This is a genomic window from Bacillus sp. LJBV19, assembly GCF_017797845.1.
Taxonomy (GTDB): domain Bacteria; phylum Bacillota; class Bacilli; order Bacillales; family Bacillaceae; genus Bacillus; species Bacillus velezensis.
This window is the reverse complement of the sequence record NZ_CP072563.1, coordinates 3,404,848-3,430,437: the sequence shown is the minus strand read 5'-3', so window position 1 is coordinate 3,430,437 and position 25,590 is coordinate 3,404,848. Positions and strand designations below refer to the sequence as shown.

The 25,590-nt window shown below is 45.0% G+C and carries 28 protein-coding genes; 26 read left to right on the top strand and 2 right to left on the bottom strand.

Annotated features, from left to right (window positions below; genetic code table 11):
• Positions 1-19: 19 nt before the first annotated feature.
• From tuaG to J6600_RS16710, 3 genes are all read left to right on the top strand, one after another.
• Positions 20-778: a teichuronic acid biosynthesis protein TuaG gene (tuaG, locus tag J6600_RS16720; protein WP_209387646.1), complete on the top strand. Its 759-nt coding sequence runs from the start codon at positions 20-22 to the stop codon at positions 776-778.
• Positions 779-797: 19 nt separating this feature from the next.
• Complete coding sequence (gene tuaH, locus J6600_RS16715) at positions 798-1,994, top strand: teichuronic acid biosynthesis protein TuaH (protein ID WP_209387645.1); 1,197 nt, start codon at positions 798-800, stop codon at positions 1,992-1,994.
• 132 nt (positions 1,995-2,126) lie between these two features.
• Positions 2,127-3,203, top strand: a complete 1,077-nt coding sequence (locus J6600_RS16710; RefSeq protein WP_003151382.1) for a glycosyltransferase family 4 protein — start codon at positions 2,127-2,129, stop codon at positions 3,201-3,203.
• A 98-nt stretch (positions 3,204-3,301) separates the two neighbouring features.
• Here J6600_RS16710 and J6600_RS16705 read toward each other — a convergent pair whose 3' ends face one another.
• Entirely contained in the window at positions 3,302-4,456 is a 1,155-nt protein-coding gene (locus J6600_RS16705; protein ID WP_209387644.1) for an LCP family protein, read from the bottom strand.
• Positions 4,457-4,460: 4 nt separating this feature from the next.
• Positions 4,461-5,108 carry a YigZ family protein gene (locus J6600_RS16700; RefSeq protein ID WP_007614107.1) on the bottom strand — a complete coding sequence of 216 codons (648 nt, stop codon included), beginning with the start codon at positions 5,106-5,108 and terminating at the stop codon, positions 4,461-4,463.
• A 222-nt stretch (positions 5,109-5,330) separates the two neighbouring features.
• Between J6600_RS16700 and degS the strand changes: the two genes are divergently transcribed.
• The 23 genes from degS (at position 5,331) to J6600_RS16585 (ending at position 25,578) form a co-directional block, all read left to right on the top strand.
• The gene (gene degS / locus J6600_RS16695) at positions 5,331-6,494 is read left to right on the top strand and encodes a two-component sensor histidine kinase DegS (protein ID WP_007407484.1); all 1,164 of its coding nucleotides are present in this window, start codon (positions 5,331-5,333) and stop codon (positions 6,492-6,494) included.
• Between the two features lie 76 nt (positions 6,495-6,570).
• A complete protein-coding gene (gene degU, locus J6600_RS16690) occupies positions 6,571-7,260 on the top strand; it encodes a two-component system response regulator DegU (RefSeq protein ID WP_003219701.1) in 690 nt (229 codons plus the stop codon).
• Between the two features lie 97 nt (positions 7,261-7,357).
• The gene (locus J6600_RS16685) at positions 7,358-8,206 is read left to right on the top strand and encodes a DegV family protein (RefSeq protein ID WP_003151387.1); all 849 of its coding nucleotides are present in this window, start codon (positions 7,358-7,360) and stop codon (positions 8,204-8,206) included.
• A gap of 107 nt (positions 8,207-8,313) precedes the next feature.
• The gene (locus tag J6600_RS16680; protein WP_209387643.1) at positions 8,314-9,699 is read left to right on the top strand and encodes an ATP-dependent helicase ComFA; all 1,386 of its coding nucleotides are present in this window, start codon (positions 8,314-8,316) and stop codon (positions 9,697-9,699) included.
• Positions 9,700-9,756: 57 nt separating this feature from the next.
• Complete coding sequence (gene comFB, locus J6600_RS16675; protein WP_209387642.1) at positions 9,757-10,041, top strand: late competence protein ComFB; 285 nt, start codon at positions 9,757-9,759, stop codon at positions 10,039-10,041.
• 5 nt (positions 10,042-10,046) lie between these two features.
• The gene (locus J6600_RS16670) at positions 10,047-10,736 is read left to right on the top strand and encodes a phosphoribosyltransferase family protein (protein ID WP_209388365.1); all 690 of its coding nucleotides are present in this window, start codon (positions 10,047-10,049) and stop codon (positions 10,734-10,736) included.
• A gap of 73 nt (positions 10,737-10,809) precedes the next feature.
• Positions 10,810-11,229, top strand: coding sequence for a TIGR03826 family flagellar region protein (locus J6600_RS16665; protein WP_209387641.1), 420 nt, complete (start codon positions 10,810-10,812; stop codon positions 11,227-11,229).
• A 69-nt stretch (positions 11,230-11,298) separates the two neighbouring features.
• Positions 11,299-11,565, top strand: coding sequence for a flagellar biosynthesis anti-sigma factor FlgM (gene flgM, locus J6600_RS16660; RefSeq protein ID WP_003151393.1), 267 nt, complete (start codon positions 11,299-11,301; stop codon positions 11,563-11,565).
• 14 nt (positions 11,566-11,579) lie between these two features.
• Positions 11,580-12,062, top strand: a complete 483-nt coding sequence (locus J6600_RS16655; RefSeq protein WP_022553865.1) for a flagellar protein FlgN — start codon at positions 11,580-11,582, stop codon at positions 12,060-12,062.
• Positions 12,063-12,077: 15 nt separating this feature from the next.
• Positions 12,078-13,595 carry a flagellar hook-associated protein FlgK gene (gene flgK / locus J6600_RS16650; RefSeq protein ID WP_014419008.1) on the top strand — a complete coding sequence of 506 codons (1,518 nt, stop codon included), beginning with the start codon at positions 12,078-12,080 and terminating at the stop codon, positions 13,593-13,595.
• A gap of 11 nt (positions 13,596-13,606) precedes the next feature.
• Positions 13,607-14,524 (top strand): flagellar hook-associated protein FlgL, encoded by a 918-nt coding sequence (flgL, locus tag J6600_RS16645; protein WP_007407477.1) that lies wholly within the window; start codon positions 13,607-13,609, stop codon positions 14,522-14,524.
• 90 nt (positions 14,525-14,614) lie between these two features.
• On the top strand, positions 14,615-15,184 hold the full coding sequence (locus J6600_RS16640; protein WP_190664619.1) for a DUF6470 family protein: 570 nt from the start codon (positions 14,615-14,617) through the stop codon (positions 15,182-15,184).
• Between the two features lie 29 nt (positions 15,185-15,213).
• A complete protein-coding gene (fliW, locus tag J6600_RS16635) occupies positions 15,214-15,645 on the top strand; it encodes a flagellar assembly protein FliW (RefSeq protein ID WP_007407475.1) in 432 nt (143 codons plus the stop codon).
• Positions 15,639-15,863: a carbon storage regulator CsrA gene (csrA, locus tag J6600_RS16630; RefSeq protein ID WP_003151402.1), complete on the top strand. Its 225-nt coding sequence runs from the start codon at positions 15,639-15,641 to the stop codon at positions 15,861-15,863. The genes fliW and csrA overlap by 7 nt, the downstream gene beginning before the upstream one ends.
• Positions 15,864-16,006: 143 nt before the next feature.
• The gene (locus tag J6600_RS16625) at positions 16,007-17,008 is read left to right on the top strand and encodes a flagellin N-terminal helical domain-containing protein (protein ID WP_014419005.1); all 1,002 of its coding nucleotides are present in this window, start codon (positions 16,007-16,009) and stop codon (positions 17,006-17,008) included.
• A gap of 250 nt (positions 17,009-17,258) precedes the next feature.
• Complete coding sequence (locus J6600_RS16620; protein WP_209387640.1) at positions 17,259-18,779, top strand: flagellar hook-associated protein 2; 1,521 nt, start codon at positions 17,259-17,261, stop codon at positions 18,777-18,779.
• A 19-nt stretch (positions 18,780-18,798) separates the two neighbouring features.
• Positions 18,799-19,200 (top strand): flagellar export chaperone FliS, encoded by a 402-nt coding sequence (gene fliS, locus J6600_RS16615; protein ID WP_003151407.1) that lies wholly within the window; start codon positions 18,799-18,801, stop codon positions 19,198-19,200.
• Positions 19,200-19,544, top strand: coding sequence for a flagella biosynthesis regulatory protein FliT (fliT, locus tag J6600_RS16610; RefSeq protein WP_014419003.1), 345 nt, complete (start codon positions 19,200-19,202; stop codon positions 19,542-19,544). The genes fliS and fliT overlap by 1 nt, the downstream gene beginning before the upstream one ends.
• A gap of 9 nt (positions 19,545-19,553) precedes the next feature.
• Positions 19,554-19,931 carry a DUF8042 domain-containing protein gene (locus J6600_RS16605; RefSeq protein WP_014419002.1) on the top strand — a complete coding sequence of 126 codons (378 nt, stop codon included), beginning with the start codon at positions 19,554-19,556 and terminating at the stop codon, positions 19,929-19,931.
• Between the two features lie 194 nt (positions 19,932-20,125).
• Positions 20,126-20,692, top strand: a complete 567-nt coding sequence (gene hpf, locus J6600_RS16600; RefSeq protein WP_007407470.1) for a ribosome hibernation-promoting factor, HPF/YfiA family — start codon at positions 20,126-20,128, stop codon at positions 20,690-20,692.
• 166 nt (positions 20,693-20,858) lie between these two features.
• Positions 20,859-23,384 (top strand): preprotein translocase subunit SecA, encoded by a 2,526-nt coding sequence (gene secA / locus J6600_RS16595; RefSeq protein WP_007407469.1) that lies wholly within the window; start codon positions 20,859-20,861, stop codon positions 23,382-23,384.
• Positions 23,385-23,458: 74 nt separating this feature from the next.
• Positions 23,459-24,560 (top strand): peptide chain release factor 2 gene (prfB, locus tag J6600_RS16590; RefSeq protein WP_209387639.1). Its coding sequence is split into 2 segments (ribosomal slippage): positions 23,459-23,530 and positions 23,532-24,560, totalling 1,101 coding nucleotides; the frame shifts between segments, so codons are not numbered across the junction.
• Positions 24,561-24,729: 169 nt separating this feature from the next.
• Positions 24,730-25,578 (top strand): YitT family protein, encoded by an 849-nt coding sequence (locus J6600_RS16585; RefSeq protein ID WP_007614078.1) that lies wholly within the window; start codon positions 24,730-24,732, stop codon positions 25,576-25,578.
• The last annotated feature ends 12 nt before the right edge of the window (positions 25,579-25,590 follow it).

Sequence of the window (25,590 nt, the reverse complement as noted above, 5' to 3'; positions counted from 1 at the left end):
TCGCGATGGAGATGTGACCATGACAAACTGGAAACCTTTCGTATCTGTCATTACACCGTCTTATAACGCAAGTGAATATATCGAAGACACGATTCAGTCCGTTTTACATCAAAGCCACCCGCATTGGGAAATGATTATTGCGGATGATTGTTCAACGGACGGAACGAGAGATATTTTACGGCAATATGAACAAAAGGATGAGCGGATCCGCGTCGTTTATTTAGAGAAAAACGGGGGAGCCGCGGCTGCCAGAAATACAGCCCTTAAACATGCCAAGGGCCGTTATGTCGCATTTCTGGACAGCGATGACAGATGGAAAAAGGAAAAGCTTCAAAAACAGCTTGCGTTTATGGCAGAGCGGTCCTGTGCTTTTTCATTTACGGGCTACAGCGTCATGGAGCAGGACGGAACGCCGACGGACAAAACGATTCAAGCCCCTCAAAGCCTGTCATATGATGAAGCTTTAAAAAACACGATTATCGGCTGTTTAACGGTCATGATTGACAGAGAGCAGACGGGGCAGATTCAAATGCCTGATATCAGAACGCGGCAGGATTTAGCGACATGGCTTTCCCTGCTGAAAAGGGGATTTACGGCTTACGGCCTGAATGAGTGCCTTTCAGAATACAGGCTTGTGCAGAATTCGATTTCAAGCAACAAGTGGAAAGCCGCAAAAAAAACGTGGTTTGTTTATAGAGAAATTGAGCGCCTGCATTTTATCAAGGCTTCGTGGTGTTTTATGCAATATGCGAAAAACGCGGTCTTGAAAAGACTGTAGGCGTCAGAGGAGCTGGGTGATGAAGGTGGAACCGATTATTCACGTAATCGTCGGAGCGGCGGAATGGGGGCATGACCGGCTGAGATACAGACGGCACCGGCTGGCTGAATTTCTCGCCCGGCAAAAAGAAACGAAAAGCGTCATTTGGGTATGCCCGTCTCCGCGAGCCAATGATGGTCAGATGGCCGGGATCGCCGAGGGAATCCGGCAGTTCACTGTAAAGGATCTCATGCAGCAAAAAGCTTTCCGCTTCGGCAGGTATACAGACATGTGCTACAGGCATAAGCTTTCACCATTGGTGAACGTGCTGAAGGAAGAAGGAGAAGGGGCCCGCTGCTGCTTATGGTACACCTTCCCCGGTTTTCCGCTGCTGGCAGATCTGTTTCCTTGGGATGAAGTGATTTACGATTGCAGTGATCTGTGGGCCGCTCCGATCAGCGGCCGGTCCGGAGTGCTGTCAAATGTTAGAAGCAACATCATTAAACAGGCGGAAATGAGAATCATTCAGCGTGCCGATTCCATTACATGTACATCTGACTGTCTGCACCAGGAGGTCGGAAAAAAGCTGGAGAATCCGCACCAGAAAGTGTTCACCATTGAAAACGGTGTGGAATATGACCTGTTTTCACGGGAAAATAAACAGCCGGATGAAGACATTTTACGGGGACGGAACGGAACGGTTCTCGGTTTTATCGGCGGAATCAAACCGAAGCTCGATTTTGCGCTTCTGGCGAAAACGGCAGATGTGAGGCCTGACTGGACGATTTTATTGGTAGGCCCGAACACGGCTCAGGACGATTCGGATTTCAAGTCGCTTCTGGAGCGTCCGAATGTCATCTGGACGGGACCTGCCGCCCCGAATGAAGTGCCGTCCTATATGCAGCTTGTCGACATCGGCATCATGCCGTATAAAAATTCCCCTTATAATGATGCGGTATTTCCGCTTAAGCTTTTTGAATTTTTAGCCGCCGGGAAACCGGTTGTCGGCTGCAACCTTTCTTCTACGTCAAAAATCAAAAGGGCTTTCGTCTATGAATACGTTGAAGGGAGTGACCCCGCAGATTTCATCGCGGCCTGCGACGCGCTTCTGGCAGCGGACCGCAGCGGATCATATGAGGCTTTGCGCCGTGAATTGGCCCGGAGACGGGATTGGAATGTTTTATTCGGCCGAATGCTCGAATGCACGGGTATATTGAAAAATGCGCAATCCCATTAAAAGGGAAAGCGCATTTTTTGATTTGCGTGTTTCTTTTTGATGATGCTTGTTATAATAACTAGTAAGAATTATAATGGAAGGAACGGTTCAATATCAGAAAAGACTTCATATAATTCCAAAGGAGACTTCTTTATGCTTGACGAACGCATGTTTCGCATAGTTGTTGCGTTTTTTGTCTCTCTGCTAACGGTTTTAATCCTAACTCCTATCGTAAAAAAAATTGCGATCAAAATAGGTGCAGTTGACCAGCCCAGCAACCGAAAAGTACATGATAAAATAATGCCCCGTATGGGCGGCTTGGCCATCTTTATCGGCGTAGCGGCGGGTGTGCTCGCGGCCGGCATATATAATGAAACGAAAATGACCGCCATCACGGTGGGTGCGTTTATTATTGTTATTTTAGGAATCCTTGATGATAAATACCAATTAAGCGCAAAGGTAAAGTTTTTCGTCCAGCTGGCCGTGGCCATTATGATTGTGAGCACGGGACTGAAAATGGACTTTTTCTCCGTACCGTTTTTAACGGAACGTTTAGAATTGGGATGGGTCGCTTACCCGCTGACTGTGTTATGGATCGTCGGTATTACGAACGCGATGAACCTGATTGACGGTTTGGACGGACTCGCTGCCGGCCTGTCGGTCATCGGACTCTCCACTATCGCCGTTATGGCGTTGTCCGGAGGGAAAATCCTTATTCTGTCACTTTCACTTGTCGTGATAGGAAGCACACTCGGATTTTTATTTTATAATTTTCACCCGGCAAAGATATTTATGGGAGATACCGGATCGCTCTTTCTCGGATACGTCATCTCAGTACTCTCATTATTAGGTCTTTATAAAAGTGTTACTTTATTCAGTATCATCATTCCGATCATCATTTTGGGCGTGCCGATTTTTGATACGACATTCGCCGTCATCAGGCGGATTTTAAACAAACAGCCGATCTCAGCGCCTGATAAGTCACATATACACCACCGGCTGATGGCCTTCGGGCTGTCACACCGCACGGCTGTCATTATCATTTATTTAATCGGCTTTATTTTCAGCGTCAGTGCCATCCTGCTGAAAAGCGCGACCATATGGCTTTCGCTGTTTATTATTTTTGTATTGATTGTATTTATGCAAATCATAGCAGAGGTCACAGGGTTAGTAAATGAACAATTTAAACCATTTACCAAGTTTTACAAGAGATTGGTAAAGAAAAATTAAAAAGAGCAGATCATGCGAATGGTCTGCTTTTTTGTGGATTCTGCTATTCTCTTATTATATAAAAAAACCCGATCCTGCTCAAAGGATCGGGTTTACTCTTAATAGCCTGTTGTGCCGCCGGACTGTGTGCTGTCCGTACCGTTTGCACCAGCAGTGCCGTTGGTTGAATCGGTTGTGCCGCTTGTTCCTGTGCTGTCAGAAGTTGAATCAGTCGTGCTGTCTGTTCCCGTGCTGCTTCCGGATGGGTAATCCAGATGTTTCTGCAATTCCTGCCGTACTTTTTCGAGATTGGTCGGATCGGGCTGGAAATAATATGTTCCGCCTGTAGACGCGGTTCCGCCGCCGCCTAAATATAAATCTGATCCTGTTATGGTCAGTGTATCAATCTTTTTGCTGGTAAAGCCGCTGTAAATCTGCTGAAGGGCGAGTCCTTCAGTGATTCGGATATTCGTTTGTACATTATTGCTCGCTGTTTCAGCGATTTTATCGATTTTAGCAATATTTCCAGCCTTAGACATTTGGTCGATCAGTGCATTTAGGATTTGCTTTTGGCGGTCATTACGGCCGAAGTCTCCGCGTTTATCCTGCTTTCTCATGCGTGCGTAAGCCAGAGCCTGCTCACCGTTCAAATGCATGTTTCCTTTCTTGAAGTAGATCCGTTTCTTTTTACTGACGTCACTCATCTCGTCGAAGTCAAAAGGCACTTTTACATTGACTCCGCCGACTTCATCAATAACATCCTTAAAGCCGTTAAAATCGACAGTGACATACTTATCAATCGGTATGCCTAATAAGTCTTCGACGGTTGAGACGGTTTCATCCGCCCCGCCTTTAGCAAAAGCCGCATTGATTTTTGATTTTTTACCGGTTGTATCGCCGGCAAGCGTCACCCGCGTATCACGCGGAATACTCAGCATTTTCATTGTTTTATTTCTCGGATCAAGGGTAACGACAATAAGAGAGTCTGATCGTCCGCCTTTTCCGCTTGTGGCATAATTTTCGATCCCCATAAACAAAATGGAGAACGGTTTTTTCTTCATATCGATGACTTTATCCCGAAGTTTTGATTTGTCTCCGCGGGAAAGGGCATCATATGCATTATCTGCCGCATTGATCGTTTTGTATACTTTGTATCCGCCAAACCCGGCAGCGACTAACAAAACGAGGGTAAGCAGCAGCAAAATCCGTTTGAATATGATCTTTCGTTTGCTTTTCTTTTTCTTTCGAACACGCACTCTTACACGTTCAGCCATTACATTAGTCTCCTTTAGGGCTGACGTCTGTTTCTAAATACGTCAGTTCTCCCTCTGTATTCTTACTCTTGCCGTTCGTCAGCTCTGTCATCCATTTTATAAACTCGTCTTTGTCTTTTTCTTCAACGTACGTTTCAAATTCGACATGATCCGCATAATGGATATCTTTCAGTAAAAAAACTGATTCTCTCAGTTCGTTCTCTATCTTGCCGAGCCACGTATAATCCGCTGATGTATGCATAATCCGCATCAGCTTCCGCTCCGTAACTCCTATATGATTTAAGCCTTCAGACACTGACTTCCCATATGCACGAATCAATCCGCCTGCACCGAGCTTTATTCCGCCGAAATACCGGGTAACCACCGCGCAGGTATCTTTCAGACCGCGTTTTTTCAGCACTTCCAGCATGGGGACGCCGGCTGTGCCGCTTGGTTCTCCGTCATCATTCGCCTTTTGTATATGGTCGGTTTCGCCGATCAGATAAGCTGAGCAGTTATGAGTCGCATTCCAGTGCTGTTTTTTTATCTTTTGTATAAATTCCTGCGCTTCCTCTTCAGAAGCAGCACGGCTCAGGTGACAGATAAAACGCGATTTTTCAATCACAATCTCATGTTCACCCGTTTCTTTAACTGTTAAATAGCTGTGCAGCATGATTGCTGGACCCTCCTGACAAGCATTAAAAGACTTGTTTCTACAAATTCGAACAGACTTTAGAATTTTTGCGCATATTTTGGTATCATGAAAGAGTAAGATACTATATAAAAATGTTTTTTTCTAGAATATACGCATTCTTTCATTATAATTCGACATAAATTGCAGTTCAATTACATTTATAATAAAAATACATAACAACACCGTTACGGAGGGAGACAGATGAATAAATCGAAGATGGACTCCAAAGTTTTGGATTCTATACTTATGAAAATGCTGAAAACCGTGGACGGGAGTAAGGACGAGGTTTTTCAAATCGGAGAGCAGTCGCGCCAGCAATATGAGCAGCTGGTTGAAGAACTCAAACAGATCAAACAGCAGGTCTACGAAGTCATTGAGCTGGGCGACAAACTTGAAGTTCATACGCGGCACGCACGAAACCGCTTGTCTGAAGTAAGCAGAAATTTCCATAAGTTCAGCGAAGAAGAAATTCGCAACGCCTATGAAAAGGCGCACAAACTTCAAGTGGAACTGACGATGATCCAACAGCGTGAAAAGCAGCTGCGGGAGCGCAGAGATGATTTAGAACGCCGGCTTTTAGGTCTTCAGGAAATCATTGAACGGTCAGAATCATTGGTCAGCCAAATAACCGTCGTTCTGAATTACCTGAATCAAGACCTTCGCCAAGTAGGGCTTCTTCTTGCCGATGCGCAGGCTAAACAAGATTTCGGTTTAAGAATCATTGAAGCCCAAGAGGAAGAAAGAAAAAGAGTTTCCAGAGAAATTCATGACGGTCCCGCGCAAATGCTGGCAAATGTCATGATGAGATCGGAATTAATTGAACGGATCTTCCGCGACCGCGGCACGGAGGACGGATTTCAGGAAATCAGAAATCTGCGGCAGAATGTGCGGAATGCCCTTTACGAAGTCAGAAGGATTATATATGATTTAAGACCGATGGCATTGGACGATCTCGGGCTGATTCCGACACTGAGAAAATATCTTTATACAACTGAAGAATACAACGGAAAGGTGAAAATACATTTTCAGTGCATCGGAGACACGGAGAACCAAAGGCTTGCCCCGCAATTTGAAGTGGCGCTTTTCCGTCTCGCTCAGGAAGCCGTCACAAATGCACTCAAGCATTCAGAATCAGAGGAAATTACAGTAAAAGTGGAAGTAACCGCTGATTTTGTCGTTCTCATCATTAAGGATAATGGAAAAGGCTTTGATATTAAGGATGCTAAACAAAAGAAAAACAAGTCATTCGGCTTGCTGGGAATGAAAGAAAGAGTAGATCTGCTTGAAGGAACGATAACGATAGACTCTAAAATAGGTCTTGGGACATTTATCATGATTAAGGTTCCGTTATCTCTCGGCCTATAATTTGTTAAATAGAGCCAAAAGACATATTGACCGAACAGCGGCGTATATAGAACAATAGGATAAGGAGGCGTAGCGTGTGACTAAAGTAAATATTGTTATTATCGACGACCATCAACTATTCCGTGAGGGTGTAAAAAGAATATTGGATTTTGAACCTACCTTTGAAGTGGTAGCAGAAGGTGACGATGGAGATGAGGCGGCTCGAATCGTCGAGCATTATCATCCCGATGTTGTCATAATGGACATCAATATGCCGAATGTAAATGGAGTAGAGGCTACTAAACAGCTTGTTGAGCTGTACCCTGAATCTAAGGTGATTATCCTCTCCATCCATGATGATGAAAACTATGTGACTCATGCTTTAAAAACAGGTGCAAGAGGCTATCTCCTGAAAGAGATGGACGCAGATACTTTAATCGAAGCAGTGAAAGTGGTAGCCGAGGGTGGTTCTTACCTTCACCCGAAAGTAACCCACAATCTTGTCAACGAATTCCGCCGTCTTGCGACAAGCGGAGTTTCTGCTCATCCTCAGCATGAGGTTTACCCGGAAATCCGGAGACCATTACATATATTAACGAGACGGGAATGTGAAGTGCTGCAAATGCTTGCAGACGGAAAAAGCAACCGCGGAATCGGTGAATCATTGTTTATCAGTGAGAAAACAGTGAAAAATCACGTGAGTAATATTTTGCAAAAAATGAACGTTAATGACCGGACACAAGCCGTTGTCGTAGCCATTAAAAACGGCTGGGTAGAGATGCGTTAGTCATGTGTGAGAAGACTTGCCTGTTATGGCAAGTCTTTTTTTACAGCTGCATATCTATTAAAATACTTATTAAGTACTTAATAAGGCAGGTAAAGTGATGAAGATTGCAGTTGTAACAGACAGTACAGCATATATTCCGAAAGAGATGAGAGAAGAACATCATATTCATATGATTCCTCTCCAAGTGGTTTTCGGTGAAAAAACATTCCGCGAAGAAACAGAACTCGACTGGAGAAGTTTTTATAAAGAAGTAAAAAATCATGATGAGCTGCCGACTACGTCCCAGCCTTCTTTCGGTGAATTAATCGCATTGTACGAAGAACTGGGCAAAACATATGATGCAGTCATAAGCATACATTTGTCCAGCGGAATCAGCGGAACTTATAACAGCGCCGCCTCGGCAAACACTATGGTTGATCATATTAAAGTTTATCCCTTTGATTCAGAGATCAGCTGTTTGGCACAAGGTTTTTATGCATTAAAGGCAGCACAGCTCATTAAAGACGGTGTTGACTCACCGGAAGAGATTATAAAAGAGCTGGAAGAAATGAAAAAAACAGTCCGTGCGTATTTTATGGTGGACGATTTATCACACCTCCAGCGGGGCGGGCGTCTAAGCAGTGCTCAGGCTTTTATCGGCGGTCTGTTAAAGGTAAAGCCTATTCTTCATTTTGACAATAAGGTAATTGTTCCTTTTGAGAAGATTCGGACACGCAAAAAAGCGATTTCGAGAATTTTTGAGCTGTTTGGGGAGGATGCAAGTAAAGGAATCCCGATGCGGGCCGCTGTCATCCATGCAAACAGGGAAGAAGAAGCGGCGGATATTATACAGGAGTTAAGCGGTAAATATCCTCATGTCGAATTCTATAACAGCTATTTCGGTGCCGTGATCGGAACCCATTTGGGCGAAGGCGCCATCGGAATCGGCTGGTGCTTTAAAAACTAAGTGAAAATCTCCGTTTTCAAGGGCGGAGATTTTTTTATTATTAAGTTTTCGTGATTCGACAAAAAAATTCCCGGCAGGCATACTTTGAGCAGAAAGGAGGCAGGGAGATGTCCGAAGGTGCTTCAGAATTTTCAGAGGTGCGGGATTTCTTTTACGGCCGGCATTTATTGAGATCTGAGATACCGTTTTCAGATCATCGCATCAAGCGTTTTACAGAAAAAGAATATATAACGGCCGAGCCGTCAATCATCCGCCGGAAAAACCGTTACGTCTGCCAACGATGCGGTCAGTCTGATCAAGCCAGCTTTGCGGCATTTTGGGCGCCCTCTGCCAAAAGGCAGATTACCTATTGCCGTGCCTGTGTCATGATGGGAAGGGCTGATGAACTGACATCATTATATTATTGGAATCAAGCCCCTGAAAACAGCTGGGAGCTTGTAAAGCTTTCTTGGGAAGGAACACTGACAGACGGACAGAAGCGGGCGGCCGCCGCGCTTACAGATGCGATAAAAGAGAGACAAGAGCTTTTAGTATGGGCGGTTTGCGGATCAGGGAAAACAGAGATGCTGTTTCCGGGTATCGAGTTTGCGCTGAATCACGGTTTGCGCGTCTGTGTCGCGACTCCGCGTACAGATGTCGTACTTGAACTGCTGCCGAGACTGAAAAAAGCATTTGAGAAAGTCGAAGTTTCTGCTTTGTACGGCGGCAGCGAAGACAAAGGCCGCTTGACTCCGCTGATGATTTCAACCGCTCACCAGCTGATGCGCTATCGAGACATTTTTGATGTCATGATAATAGATGAAGTAGATGCGTTTCCTTTTTCAGCCGATGAGACATTAAGATTCGCTGTTGATAAAGCGAGGAAGAAAAACAGCGCCCTTGTTTATGTAACGGCGACTCCTTCAGACACATTAAAAAAGAAGGCTGAAGCCGGTTTGCTGAAAAGCGTCCGCATACCGGCCAGATATCATCGGAAACCCCTCCCGGAGCCGCGTTTTTTGTGGTGCGGAAATTGGAAGAAGAAGCTTCAGAAAGGAAAACTGCCGCGCTCTGTAACGGATTGGGTCCGCCAAAAACTTCAATTACAGCTGCCGGTTTTCTTATTCGTTCCGTCTGTACATGTATTGAAAAAGACAACGGATTATTTTCGGAAATTAAACATACGGGCAGAAGGCGTACATGCGGAAGACACATTCAGAAAGGATAAAGTGAAACGGTTCAGAGACGGCCGGCTTGACCTGCTGGTAACGACTACGGTTTTAGAAAGAGGGGTTACCGTGCCCAAAGTTCAGACATGTGTCCTCGGCGCAGAAGCACCTATCTTTACCGAGAGCGCGCTCGTGCAGATCGCGGGCAGAACGGGAAGGCATTATAAACATTTCAGCGGTGATGTCGTCATGTTTCATTTCGGAATTACAAACGGAATGAAAAAAGCAAAAAAACATATAGAACATATGAACAAATTGGCACAAAAAAGTAAATTGTTGGACTAGTTAATTTCAGAAAACGTGATACAGTATACTCATACTTTCCTATGAGGAGCTGTCAGCATGCTTGTCAATTGTAAAGAAATCATATTAAAGGAACTTCTCGACCGCCATATGCCTAAGCTTCATATGAAATGCACATGCCGGGTATGCAAAAATGATGTACTGGCACTTTCACTAAACCGGGCTGAACCGGCATATGTTACAGATAAAAAGAAAGTTGCTTATGCAAAAGCAGAGATAGTTGATAAACAGAAAAATACGGCGCTGCTTGTCATTCTGGCTGAATCAGCGGCGATTGTTTCGGTTAATCCAAGCGAGTTCTGTGAAACTCGGGAAGGAGCGTAATATCTCTGAATTGTTTATTGTGTGACTCACCAATTTCAAGTTCATTGACTTGGAGATCTCTGTTTTCTCTGGCGCCGGGGCAAGAGGTATGCAGCATATGCAGCAGCCAATTCGAAAAAATTGAAGGCCCCGTATGCAGTATATGCGGGAGGCCTCGGGAGTCAAATGAAAAATGCGCTGATTGTGCGGCCCGGGAATCAAAAACGGAAAAGCGCTTTTTGCTGCGGCAAAACCGTTCGGTATATTTGTATAATGATGCGATGAAGGACTCATTGGCCCGGTTTAAATTCAGGGGTGATGCGAAAATCATTCAAGCATTTGAACGTGACTTTGCTGCCGGCTTTAAAGCGGCATATCCATCAAATACACATACTCTCATCCCTATTCCGCTGAGCGGCGAACGGCTGGCGGAACGCGGATTCAATCAATCCGAGCTGCTGGCCTCTCTGCTCGGAATGCCCGTCATTTTCCCCCTCATCCGACTAAACAATGAAAAACAATCCAAAAAGAGCAAAACAGAAAGGCTGTCCGCAGAAAAAAAGTTTTCAGCAGCCGAAAACTCCGCCGAAGGTATGAACGTCATCTTAATAGACGATATTTATACGACGGGCGCCACACTGCATCAAGCCGCCGAAGTCCTGCTGACAGCGGGTAAAGCGTCATCGGTCTCCTCTTTTACTTTAATCAGGAGCTAAATCATTCTTTTTTTCTGCCGATATAATTGATAGAAATATAAGGCAGATTAAAGAAGGAATAGGAGTTAATACGATGGGTGAATTGGCGAATTGTCCAAAATGCAATGCTTTATTTTTTAAAACGAACCTGCAGACCGTGTGCCAGGCATGTATTAAAGAAGAAGAAAAAGCATTTGAAACCGTCTATAAATTTTTGAGAAAGCAGATCAACAGACAGTCGACGATGCAGCAGATCACTGAGGAAACAGGTGTGGATGAAGAGCTGATCCTCAAGTTTATCAAACAAAAAAGGATTCAGATCAGCCAGCTTCCGAATTTGGCATATCCTTGCGAAAGGTGCGGAAATCCAATCAGGACGGGGAAATTTTGCAAGTCCTGTCAGACAGATATTGAGTCGCAATTAGACCATATGAACCAAAAAACAGCCGCTGAATTCGATGAAAAAAACAGTGCAAAAGACACATACTATGCCTATAATACCAAAAACACCTGATTCCCTAAACTAACTGATAACGCAGTCGATAAAAGAATTAGACTGCGAACAGAAAGCGAGAGGAATCCTATGAAAATCAATCAGTACGGAACACAATCCGTTAATCCATACCAAAAAAATTACGAAAAGCAAGCCGTACAAAAAGAGGCTGCAAAGCCGAAGGACAAAGTGGAAATTTCTTCTCATGCAAAAGAGCTTCAAAATGCGTCAGATGCGGTCACTAAAACACGTCAGGAAAAAATCGCTCAGCTTAAAGCGGATATAGAGAGCGGAACATATAAAATAGATTCAAACAGCATCGCTGAAAATATAGTGAATTTCTATAAAAAGCAATAAAAAGGAGAAAGCCAATGTCAGCAAAGCCAATTATTGATCAACTGAGGCGACTTTGCGCACTGCATGAACATCTGCTCACGCTGTCTGAGGAGAAAACGGAAGCGCTGAAAGCAGGTAAAACAAAAGAGCTCTCCAACATATTGACCAAAGAGCAAAAGTATATTCAGGCAATCGGACAGACTGAGGAAGAACGAATCAGGTTAACTTCTCAGTTTCTCAGCCGCGGTGAGGACAATACAATTGCTGCATGCATCTCCAGAACTTCAGGCAGTGAAAAACAGGAGCTTGAAGGGTTATTTCACTCTTTGTCTGCGCTTCTTGACCGTCTGAAAGAAGTGAATGAGATGAACAAACAGCTCACGATTCAGGCTTTACAATTCATCTCCGGGGCATTCGATATGATCATGCCGGGTGAAAAAGAGAATATGAATTATAAAGAGCCGCAAGCGGCGCGCAAGCCTGTCAGCCGTTTGACATTATTCGATTCAAAAGCTTAGAACGGAGGATTTTCAATGCCATCGACTTTTATGGGGCTCGAAACAGCAAGGCGTGCATTGAGTGCGCAGCAGACTGCATTGAGCACAGTTTCAAATAACGTTGCAAATGCAAATACAGAAGGATATACGAGGCAGCGCGTCACATTACAATCGACGAGCCCTTATCCCGCAGTATCAAAAAACAGTGATCTGACGGCCGGCCAAATCGGAACAGGAGTAAAAGCCGGTTCAGTTGAGCGCGTCAGAGACAGTTTTTTAGACTATCAGTACAGAACTGAAAATACAAAATTAGGGTACTATACAGCCCGTTCCAATTCATTGTCGCAAATGGAAGGCGTCATGAAAGAGCTTGACGATAACGGATTAAACGGATCGCTCAGTTCGTTTTGGAATGCCCTTCAGGATCTGGCGACGAATCCGGAAAATACGGGAGCGCGCTCAGTTTTGCAGGAGCAGGGGAAATCTCTTGCCGAAAGTTTTAACTATATATCTACCTCTTTGACTAACATTCAGGGTGATATTAAAAAGAACCTGGATAACACAGCGGATCAGGTCAATTCCATTCTCAATCAGCTGAATGACCTTAACAATCAAATAGCGGCAGTTGAGCCGAGCGGTATGCTCCCTAATGATTTGTATGACCAAAGAGACAGATTAATTGATCAATTATCTTCTATGGCAAATATAAAAGTTTCATATAATAAGTCGGGCGGACATGCCTTGGCGACTGCTGAGGGCACGGTTAACGTCGAATTGCTGAACGGGAACAACAATTCTCTCGGTACGCTGCTCGACGGTAACACAAAAACAGTTTCAGAAATGAAAATCAACTACGACAAGGACAGCGGCCTCGTGTCGAGTGTGTCAGTCGGCAGCAGTACGGTCAATGCGGATGCATTTACCGGTAAAGGCTCACTTTTAGGTCTTATTGAATCATACGGCTATATGTCAAATGGAGAAGAAAAAGGTCTTTATCCTGAAATGCTGACGGCTCTTGACAATATGGCGCTATCCTTTGCTGACGCGTTTAATGCAGTTCATGAAAAAGGGAAGACCTATACAGGCGAACAGGGTGCAGCATTTTTTGATTTCAGCGGTGATGAAGCGGTGCCGGCAAAAGGTGCGGCAGCGAAAATAAAAGTCAGTGACAAAATTCTTGCGTCTACTGATAATATCGCAGCGTCGTTAAACGGAGAAAAAAGTGACGGCACAAACGCGACAAATCTTGCAGCCGTACAGAACAGCAAGCTGACTATTAACGGTGAAACCACTACAATTAATGACTTTTATGAATCCCTTATCGGAAAGCTGGGCGTTAATTCACAAAAAGCGGCCAATCTTATGAACAACTCTGAAAGCAACACCCTTTCAGCCGATGAACGGAGACAATCAGTCAGTGCAGTTTCTTTAGATGAAGAAATGACAAATATGATTCAGTTTCAGCACGCTTATAATGCGGCTGCGCGGATCATAACGATGCAGGATGAAATATTCGATAAAATTATTAACGGTATGGGCACCGGAGGAAGATAGGAGATAAGTAAATGAGAGTAACTCAAGGGATGATCGCAAAAAATTCTCTTCGATTTATCGGCTCAAGTTATGATAAGCTCGATCGGCTTCAGCAGCAAGTATCTACGGGGAAAAAAATCACGAAAGCTTCTGATGATCCGGTCGTTGCAATGAAGGGAATGCAGTACCGTACTCAGCTTGCGCAGGTAAACCAGTATCAGCGGAATGTTTCGCAAGGTTTTACATGGCTGGAAAACTCGGAATCAAGCGTAAACTCGGAAACGGATATTATGGGGAAAATCCGGGACTTGATGGTTCAGGCTAAAAGCGATTCGAACGGTGAAACAGAATTGAAAGCAATCGGTACAGAAATCGGCCAGCTGAAAAAGCAGCTCGTTTCTGTCGCGAATACTCAGGTAAACGGACGTTATCTGTTTAACGGAACAAATTCTGACGTCCCGCCGATCACTGAAAATGCCGACGGCACATATACGTACAACTATGAGAATTATACCGGTGCTTCGGATGTTAACATCAACATCTCAAACGGAGCAGTGCTTAAAGTGAATTCTGATCCAAACTCAGCTTTCGGAGGCGTCGCACAAAATGGAGATAATGTATTTGAATTTCTCAACTCCTTAGAAGCTTCTTTAAGCAAAGGCACGCTGTCCGAAGCAGATTCAGATCAAATTCTGTCAGATATTGACGGTTTTACTGATAAAATGAATGCTGAAAAATCCAATATCGGCGCACGCACAAACCGATTGGAACTCATTCAGACAAGATTGGAATCACAAGCGGCAACCGCTGAAAAAGTATTGTCGGATAATGAAGATGTAGAAATGGAAGATGTAATTGTTGATTATTTATCTCAACAGACGGTTCATAGAGCAGCGCTGTCAGTGAATGCGAATATCATTCAGCCGTCACTGATTGACTTTCTGAAATAATATAACTGACCGTCTTCAATATATAAAAAAGCGACTCACACCAGGGAGATCGCTTTTTTTACTAAAATACTATAAACAGGGGGGATCTCTGTGCAGATACCGAGATTGATTATTGACAGTGTGCCTGCTAAAATCGGTATAACCTTTCAAAAGGAAGAAATCGAGATGGAACAGCCGCCCGCTGACCTGGAAATCGAGCAGCCGCCGGCAGAGCTGAACATTGAAAGCACGCCGGCCAAACTGACGATTGACCAGACGAGGGCGTGGGAGAACTTGAATCTCAAATCATTTGAAAAGCTGAACGCTGAAGCCGCTCAAAAAGGTGCGGAAGCCTGCAGCGAGTTTATCGCCAAAACAGTCAGGGAAGGGAAGGAAATGGCGGCTATCGAAAAGAAAACGGGCAATGTGATGGCCCGGCAGGCAGCAGATGTCAGACCGCCCGATCCATTCGGCGAATTCAGCGACTTTCTGCCTGCGCAGTTTCTCGTCGACATTGACTGCATTCCTTCAAAGCTTACGATTGATATTGAAGCCCGCAAACCTTCAATTGAAGCAGCCGTCAATAAACCTGTATGGAATTATACGCCGGGGAAAGTTCAGATTGATATGATGCAAGACCCTAAGGTGACGATTTCGGTTGACGATGGCAACGCAGAATAAAAGATGAAAGTGGTAAAGGATTGTGAAGCATGATAATTAAAACAAAATATCACGGAGAAATCAGAATAGACGAAGGGCAGATTATCTCATTTGAAAACGGCCTGCCGGGATTTAATGACGAGACTCAATTTGTTGTTCTTCCTTTGTCGGAAGATTCACCGTTTTTGGCGCTGCAGTCTGTCAAACAGGAGCACATCGCCTTTATTGTCGCCAGTCCGTTTATTTTCTTTAAAGGGTACGAATTTGACATTGACCATGCGACGCTTGAACTTTTGCACATTGAAGATATAGAGGACGTCGAAGTGATGGCGATTTTAACGCTGGAAGAGCCTTTTGAAAACACGACCGCCAATTTAAAAGCGCCGATTATCGTCAATAAAAAGGAAATGAAGGCGAAACAAATCATTTTACATGATGCTTCCTATGAAACAAAACATCTGATAGGAGGAGGATCATGCTAGTTCTCTCAAGAAAAGTGAATGAGTCCATTCAGATCGGGCCGGATATTGAAATAAAGGTGATCGCCATCGAAGGAGAACAAGTGAAGCTGGGAATTGAAGCGCCTCAGCATGTAGATATTCACCGGAAAGAAATCTACTTGTCGATCCTGGAAGAGAACAACAGAGCCGTATCTTTTAATACTGATTTATTACTTAACCTATCCTCACAAAAAAAGTGAGGATTTTTTTATTTTCAATATAAACAATAGAAGCGGCCATCCGATATATATAGTGTAGCCAATGAGAGGGAAAATTTTCTTCAGAATGACGCTGCGCAAATGCACAAGGACGTGCGAAAAACAATTCAGGGAGGAAATACAAAATGAGAATCAACCACAATATCGCGGCTCTTAACACTAGCCGTCAGCTGAATGCAGGTTCAAACTCTGCTGCAAAAAACATGGAAAAATTATCTTCAGGTCTTCGCATCAACCGTGCTGGTGATGACGCTGCGGGTCTTGCGATCTCTGAAAAAATGCGTTCTCAAATCCGCGGTTTAGACATGGCGTCTAAAAACGCTCAAGACGGAATCTCTCTTATCCAAACATCTGAGGGGGCATTGAACGAAACTCACAGCATTCTTCAGCGTATGAGCGAGCTTGCTACACAGGCGGCAAACGATACAAACACAGATTCTGACCGTTCTGAGCTTCAAAAAGAGATGGACCAATTAGCGTCTGAAGTAACAAGAATCTCTACTGACACTGAGTTCAATACGAAAAAACTTCTTGACGGAACTGCGCAAAACCTTACGTTCCAAATCGGAGCTAACGAAGGCCAAACAATGAGCCTGTCTATCAATAAAATGGACTCTGAAAGCCTGAAAGTTGGTACGACTTATACAGTATCCGATGATCAAAATACACTTACAGCAGCTGACGGAAGCACTGCTACTTGGGCGGATGAAGAAAAAGACGGCACTACTGGTGAAGTAACAAAAGCTGCTGGATATTACGATGCGGGCGGTAAAGTTATTGCATCTGAAAAATTAGCTGCAGATTCTAAAGTAACAAAAGGTATCGACATCTCTTCTTCAGCTAAAGCTGCGTCTTCAGCTCTTACAACAATCAAAACAGCTATCGACACAGTATCTAGCGAGCGCGCTAAACTTGGTGCGGTTCAAAACCGTTTAGAGCACACAATCAACAACCTTGGTACTTCTTCTGAGAACCTGACTTCTGCTGAATCACGTATCCGTGACGTAGACATGGCTTCTGAGATGATGGAGTACACGAAAAACAACATCCTTACTCAGGCTTCTCAAGCTATGCTTGCGCAAGCTAACCAACAGCCTCAGCAAGTTCTTCAATTGCTGAAAGGTTAATGACGGAAAGATCCTGGTTCTCCAGGGTCTTTTTTTTATTTCTTCAGCTATCTCCCCCTTCAGCAAGCCAAAGAACCCTATTGACAAAATGAAACATTATATTTTGCAGTTAAATTATTGAAAACCTTTTAATATGACCGATATAAGAATAAGATCATACATTTATGGAGCTGTGATATGATAAACAGTCGGAAACTCACTGTTGTCATAGAGCCGTCTACGACTAAACGCCGAAAAGGAGAGGGTACATATGGTCACAAGAATCACAGGCCTTAATTCCGGTCTTGATGTAGATTCTCTGGTGAAAAAACTAATGGATGCCGAAAAGCAGCCGCTTAATAAATTAAATCAGCAAAAACAGACGCTTGAATGGAAGCGTGATGCTTATCGGGAAATGAATACCCAGATTGCCGACATGTATTCTACTACATTTAATAATATGCTGATGTCCACAAACTGGAATAAAAAAACAGTAACAAGTTCGGATTCCAGTGTCAGCGCGGCGGCCGTCAGTGCTGAGCAAAATATTTCAACGAGTATGTCTGTACAGCAGCTGGCCACGCCGACGACATATAAATCATCGGGCGCCATCAATTTCACTTCAGGTCAGAGCCAAACATTGAAATTCAATGTCACAAATCCGGGTGAAACGAAGCCGACTGAGGTAAACGTCACGATCGCCGCAACAGATACGATTGACGATGTCATTTCTAAACTGAACAGCTCAGGCCTTGGGGTGACGGCTTTAAAAGAGAAAATCTCTAATGGCACGGATTATGTGGATACGATCGCGTTAACTTCCAATAAAACGGGGGAAGGATTTACCCTTGCCGCAGGTGATGACGCAACCAAAAGCTTTCTGAAAGATCAGCTCGGTTTTGCCGTTGATGATGCGACAAATGAACTGACGGCCAATGCCGAAGGGAAAAATGCGAAGTTTACGTTCAACGGGCTTGAAATGACAAAAACGTCCAATAACTTTACGATCAACGGCATCAAATACACGCTGAACAGCGTGACGGACAGCAATAAAACGGTTACGATTAACAGCACGACTGATACGGACGGGATTTTTGACAACATTAAAGATTTCGTTGATAAATACAATACGTTAATTAAAAGCGCAAACGCGAAGGTGACAGAATCAAAATACCGCGATTATAAGCCGCTAACCGATGAACAAAGAGAAGCGATGACCGATAAGCAGATTGAGCAGTGGGAGGCAAAAGCCAAAAGCGGTTTATTACGGAGCGACAGCACGCTGCAGAACGGTTTGGCGGAGATGCGGCTTGATCTGTACTCAACGGTTACGATTGACGGGAAAAAATATCAGCTTGCCGATTTCGGAATTGAGACGTCTGATAGTTATACGGATCAAGGAAAGCTTGTCATTAAAGACGAAGCGAAACTGAAACAGAAAATTACCGAGAACCCTTCTCTCGTGGCTAAACTGTTTAATGCAGACAGCCCTGATACAGCGAAAACCAAAAACCCGGAGGAACAGGGGATTGCCCGGAGATTAAAAGACACATTAAACAAAATGCAGACTCAAATTTCAAAACAGGCGGGTACGGAAAGCTCGGTATCAACCAGCTTTGCCATCGGAAAAAGCCTGAATGAAATAGAAACAAATATTTCCAATATGAAAACGAAGCTGGATGATATCGAAACGAGATATTATAAAAAGTTCAGCGCACTGGATACGGCATTGGAGAAATTGAACAGCCAATCTTCATATCTCACGTCAATGTTAGGATCTTCAACATCATAACCTTGGAGGTTTTATAAAAATGGCAATAAATAATCCTTTTGCTGCTTATCAGCAGACATCCGTCTTTACAGCCGCTCCGGAAGAGCTGACCCTTATGCTTTATAACGGCTGCCTGCGATTCATTAAGCTGGCAAGGCAGGCGATGAAGCAAAACAACCTTGAAGCCAAAAATGAAAATATCGTAAAGGCGCAAAACATCATTCAAGAGCTCAGCATCACGTTAAACCGGGAGATTGAGATTTCTGAACAGATGTCATCCATTTATGATTACATCCGCCGCCGGCTGATCGACGCGAACGTGCAGAATAACGGAGAATTTTTAGATGAAGCGGAAAAACTCGTTACTGAATTTCGCGACACGTGGAAGCAGGCCATGCAGAGTGAACGGAAAAACAGCCATGGCGCGGGCGGCCTTGCCTGATGAACAGCAATGTCTTTGCTTTGTATAACGAAACGAAGAACATGTACGCTGCGCTGAAGGACGCCCCGGAAAGCGACAGTCTTATCAGCAGCGTTACGGCATTTACGGAGAAAAGGGAGGAGATGCTTGCGGGCATAAAGCCGCCTTTTTCCGAAGAAGAAAAAACGCTGCTTCAGCAGGTGGCCGCGATGGACCGCCTGATTACCGGCGAAGTGAAGCGGATTCAGGATGGTATCCGAAATGAAATAAAAACGCTTAAGAAAAAACGAATCTACCATAATACGTATTTCAATCCGTATCATCAAACGACAAGTGACGGCCGTTATTACGACAAACGCAAATAGGTGAGTGTTTTGAGAAGTTTGAACGATTACCATTTGGTGTCAGCCTATTACCAGCTTCTTTTTACGATTGATGAGGGGCTTTGCTACCTGTTGGACACGCAGGATGATTTTTTTAAGACGGAGGGCGAGCGGATTTACAACGATTTGATTCAGGCTTTTTTTCATCTCGATTCCTCTCATGCGCTTCTGCTGTCTATCATTGAGTGCCGATGCGTGGAGACGGCGATCCGCTCTTTTGACGAGATCTTTCAGGATTTCAGCATGTTAAATGATTATGATTTCCCGTCCGCCCCTTTTCAGGAGTTTTTAAAAACCATCTTTCTGCCGCATTATAAGCTATGGATGGAGCAGACGCACGCCTGCATCAAACCGTATGTTCTTCACTAGACCTGCTGCAAGCGGCAGGTCTTTTGCCTGCGTCTTCCGCATATACTTATAATCCTGCAGGAAGCTGCCGGATAAAACCGACACCATTCGTCATCGTTCACCGAATTTACACATTATTTTAACGTTTCAGCAGGGATCAGAAGGGGTAAAAGAGAAATAGTTACATATCCTTAGATAAAGGGAGGCGTTCTTTGATGAACTACAATATCAGAGGAGAAAACATTGAGGTTACACCTGCGTTAAAGGATCATGTGGAGAGAAAAATCGGCAAGCTGGAACGATATTTCGAGCAGAGCGTCAATGCCGATGTGAACGTCAACTTAAAATTCTATAACGATAAGGAATCTAAAGTTGAAGTCACCATTCCGATGACTGATCTGGCGCTTCGTTCCGAAGTGCATAACGAGGATATGTACAATGCAATTGATCTCGCAACAAACAAGCTGGAACGTCAAATCCGAAAGCACAAAACAAAAGTCAACCGAAAATTCCGCGACCAGGGTCTTCCGAAACATTATTTCGAGAACGGCAGCGCTGCTGATACGGGCGTAGCGGTTCAGGACGAAATTGAAGATGACAGCCCGGAAATTGTCCGTCAAAAGCGTTTTAATTTAAAACCGATGGATAATGAAGAAGCGATTCTCCAAATGAATATGCTCGGACATAATTTCTTCGTATTCACCAACGCGGAGACGAATCTCACAAACGTCGTTTACCGCAGAAATGACGGCAAATACGGATTAATTGAACCGACTGAATAAACCCATCCAGCCTTCCGTGAACGCGCGGAAGGTTTTTCTCTATCTTTACCTGCAAATTCTTTGGAAATAGCAAAAGGTATGTTATGATAATGAGAGGTATACATGGACAGAAAATTATCATTTATTCCATGCAAAATCTGCATGTGAACATAGAGGAGCGTTATAGATGCTTGGGATTTTAAATAAAATGTTTGATCCGACCAAACGTGCGCTGAACAAATACGAAAAAATAGCAAATGACATTGATGCCGTAAGAGGAGATTATGAAAATCTCTCTGACGAGGCGCTTAAACATAAAACGGCAGAATTTAAAGAGCGGCTTGAAAAAGGAGAAACGACGGATGACCTTCTTGTCGAAGCGTTTGCCGTCGTTCGTGAAGCTTCCCGCCGCGTAACCGGCATGTTCCCGTTTAAAGTGCAGCTGATGGGGGGCATCGCCCTTCATGAGGGGAACATTTCCGAAATGAAAACAGGGGAAGGGAAAACGCTGACGTCCACGCTTCCCGTGTATTTAAATGCCTTGACGGGAAAAGGCGTTCACGTCGTAACGGTCAACGAATATCTGGCGAGCCGTGATGCCCAGCAAATGGGAGAAATTTTTGCGTTTCTCGGGCTTACAGTCGGCCTGAACCTGAATTCGATGTCAAAAGACGAAAAACGCGAAGCTTACGCAGCCGATATCACGTATTCAACGAACAATGAACTCGGCTTTGATTATTTGCGTGACAACATGGTGCTCTATAAAGAACAAATGGTGCAGCGCCCGCTTCATTTTGCCGTTATTGATGAAGTCGATTCAATTTTAGTCGATGAAGCGAGAACGCCATTGATTATTTCCGGACAAGCTCAGAAGTCCACAAAACTGTACGTGCAGGCAAATGCGTTTGTCCGCACACTCAAGAAAGATCAGGATTATACGTATGACGTCAAAACGAAGGGCGTTCAGCTGACGGAAGAAGGAATGACGAAGGCTGAAAAAACGTTCGGCATCGACAACCTGTTTGATGTCAAAAACGTGGCCTTGAACCACCATATCAACCAGGCTTTAAAAGCTCATGCGGCGATGCAGAAAGACGTGGATTATGTTGTTGAGGACGGCCAGGTCGTCATCGTTGATTCCTTCACCGGCCGTCTGATGAAAGGACGCCGCTACAGCGAAGGTCTTCACCAGGCGATTGAGGCGAAAGAAGGCCTGGAGATTCAAAATGAAAGCATGACATTGGCGACGATTACGTTCCAAAACTATTTCCGTATGTACGAAAAGCTGGCCGGTATGACCGGTACCGCAAAAACGGAAGAGGAAGAATTCCGTAATATTTATAACATGCAGGTTGTATCCATCCCGACCAACCAGCCGGTCATCCGTGACGACCGTCCGGACTTGATCTACCGCTCAATGGAAGGGAAATTCAAGGCGGTGGCGGAGGATGTCGCCCAGCGCTACATGACCGGACAGCCGGTTCTTGTCGGTACGGTTGCCGTTGAAACGTCTGAATTGATTTCTAAACTTCTGAAAAACAAAGGGATTCCGCATCAGGTGCTGAATGCCAAAAACCATGAGCGTGAAGCTCAGATTATTGAAGAAGCGGGACAAAAAGGCGCTGTCACGATTGCGACCAACATGGCGGGACGCGGAACCGACATTAAACTCGGCGAAGGCGTAAAAGAGCTTGGCGGCCTCGCAGTCGTCGGTACGGAACGCCACGAATCCCGCCGGATTGACAATCAGCTTCGCGGACGTTCAGGACGTCAGGGAGACCCGGGCATCACACAATTTTATCTTTCAATGGAAGATGAATTGATGCGCCGTTTCGGAGCTGAACGGACGATGGCGATGCTTGACCGGTTCGGTATGGATGACTCCACGCCGATTCAGAGCAAAATGGTGTCACGCGCCGTGGAATCATCTCAAAAACGTGTCGAAGGAAACAACTTTGATTCACGTAAACAGCTTCTTCAATATGACGACGTGCTCCGTCAGCAGCGCGAAGTCATTTACAAGCAGCGTTTTGAAGTCATTGACTCTGAAAACCTGCGTGACATTGTGGAAGGCATGATCAAGTCTTCACTGGAGCGTGCGATTGCCGCTTATACGCCGAAAGAGGAGCTTCCGGAAGAATGGAATCTTGACGGCCTCGTGGAGCTGGTGAATTCAACGTATCTTGATGAAGGCGCGCTTGAAAAGAGCGATATCTTCGGAAAAGAACCGGATGAAATGCATGAGATGATCATGGACCGCATCATGACAAAATATAATGAAAAAGAAGAGAATTTCGGCACAGAGCAGATGCGTGAATTTGAAAAAGTCATCGTATTGCGTGCCGTTGATTCAAAATGGATGGATCATATTGATGCGATGGATCAGCTGCGTCAAGGGATTCACCTCCGCGCTTATGCGCAGACAAATCCGCTGCGTGAATATCAAATGGAAGGCTTCGCAATGTTTGAGCACATGATTGAGTCCATTGAGGACGAAGTTGCGAAATTCGTTATGAAGGCCGAGATTGAAAGCAATCTGGAACGCGAAGAAGTTGTTCAGGGCCAAACGACGGCTCATCAGCCGCAGGACGGCGATGAGGCCAAACAAGCGAAAAAAGCGCCGGTGCGCAAAGTTGTGGATATCGGACGCAACGCGCCTTGCCATTGCGGCAGCGGAAAAAAATATAAAAATTGCTGCGGCCGGACAGAATAGTCTCGACTGTATGAAGCGAACATGACCGGGTCTGCGTCTTATGACGCCCCGGATCTTTTAATGAGGTGAATGGAATGGAATTATCAGAAATCAGGGCAGAGCTCGAAAATATGGCTTCTCGTTTAGCGGACTTCAGGGGGTCTCTTTGACCTCGAATCAAAGGAAGCCCGCATTGCAGAATTAGATGAAAAGATGGCGGAACCGGAATTCTGGAATGACCAGCAGAAGGCCCAAACCGTCATTAACGAAGCGAACGGTCTGAAAGAATACGTGAACTCCTATCATCAGCTGAGCGAGTCTCACGAAGAGCTGCAAATGACACATGATCTTTTAAAAGAAGAACCTGACCAGGACCTTCAGCAAGAGCTTGAGAAAGAGCTGAAGTCATTAACGAAGGAATTGAATGAATTTGAGCTTCAGCTGCTGCTCAGTGAACCATATGATAAAAATAACGCGATTTTAGAACTTCACCCGGGCGCCGGCGGTACGGAATCCCAGGACTGGGGTTCCATGCTGCTCAGAATGTATACCCGCTGGGCGGAAAGACGTGGTTTCAAAGTTGAAACGCTAGATTATCTCCCGGGAGATGAAGCGGGAATTAAGTCAGTCACACTGCTTATTAAAGGCCGCAATGCATACGGCTATTTAAAAGCGGAAAAAGGCGTACACCGCCTCGTGCGGATTTCTCCATTTGATTCATCAGGCCGCCGCCACACGTCATTCGTGTCATGTGAAGTCATGCCTGAATTCAATGAAGAAATCGACATTGATATTCGTACCGAAGATATTAAAGTTGATACGTACCGGGCGAGCGGTGCCGGCGGACAGCACGTCAATACGACTGATTCAGCCGTTCGGATCACCCACCTGCCGACAAATGTAGTCGTCACGTGCCAGACGGAACGTTCACAAATCAAAAACCGCGACCGGGCGATGAAAATGCTCAAAGCGAAGCTGTATCAGCGCAGAATTGAAGAACAACAGGCGGAGCTTGACGAAATCCGCGGCGAACAGAAAGAAATCGGCTGGGGCAGCCAAATCCGCTCGTACGTCTTCCATCCGTACTCCATGGTGAAAGATCACCGGACCAATACGGAAATGGGGAACGTGCAGGCGGTTATGGACGGAGATATTGATATCTTCATTGACGCCTATTTACGTTCTAAACTGTCGTAATCCGGGAACACACCTGCCTTTGGCAAGGTGTGTTTTTTTATCCGTTCTCTTTTTCCATTTTTCACAACAGCGCTTTAGCAAATTAATACGGTATTTGGCTGTTATTTACTTCTAAGCCGGGAAGACTTAAAATGCTATCGAGAGAAAATCGGAGAACGGAGGATTTTGCATGGATGTGAATCACAATAAGCCGCTCCGTCTGATCAAAGATTATATATACATCATGATCGGGGCGGCGATTACGGGGGTCGTGTTTAACGTATTTTTGCTGCCGAACCGTATAGCAGCGGGGGGAGTAAGCGGGATCAGCACCATTTTAGAAACGTTTGGTTTTGAACCGGCTTACGTACAGTGGATTATTAACATCCCTTTGTTTATCGCCGGAGTGATTATTCTCGGCGGGAAGTTCGGAATGAAGACACTGGTCGGTTCCATCGTTCTGCCGCTCGCCGTCTATTTAACAAGAGATCTGCCTGCCGCGACGACCCATGAACTGCTGGCGGCGATTTTCGGAGGCGTCGGGATCGGAACGGGAATCGGCATCGTGTATCTCGGCAAAGGCTCCACGGGGGGAACGGCTCTGGCGGGGCAGATCATTCACAAATACACGGGGCTGTCGCTGGGAACGTGCCTTGCCATCATGGACGGATTAATTGTGCTGAGCGCGATGCTCGTTTTCGGAGTGGAGCAGGGACTGTATGCGATGCTCGGGGTATTTATTTCAAGCAAAACGATTGATGTCGTGCAGGTCGGGTTCAACCGCTCCAAAATGGCTTTAATCATTACGCAGCATGAAGAAGCCGTCAGGTCGGCTGTGTTTAAAGAAATCGACAGGGGTGTGACGAAGATTTCCGCAGTCGGCGGGTATACGGAACATGACCGGCCGATTTTAATGTGTGTCGTCGGCCAGACCGAATTCACAAAACTGAAACAAATCGTCAAACAAATTGATGAGTCAGCCTTTGTCATTGTCGCAGACGCAAGCGAGGTGCTCGGCGAGGGTTTCAAACGCGCGTAAACGGGGTTATAA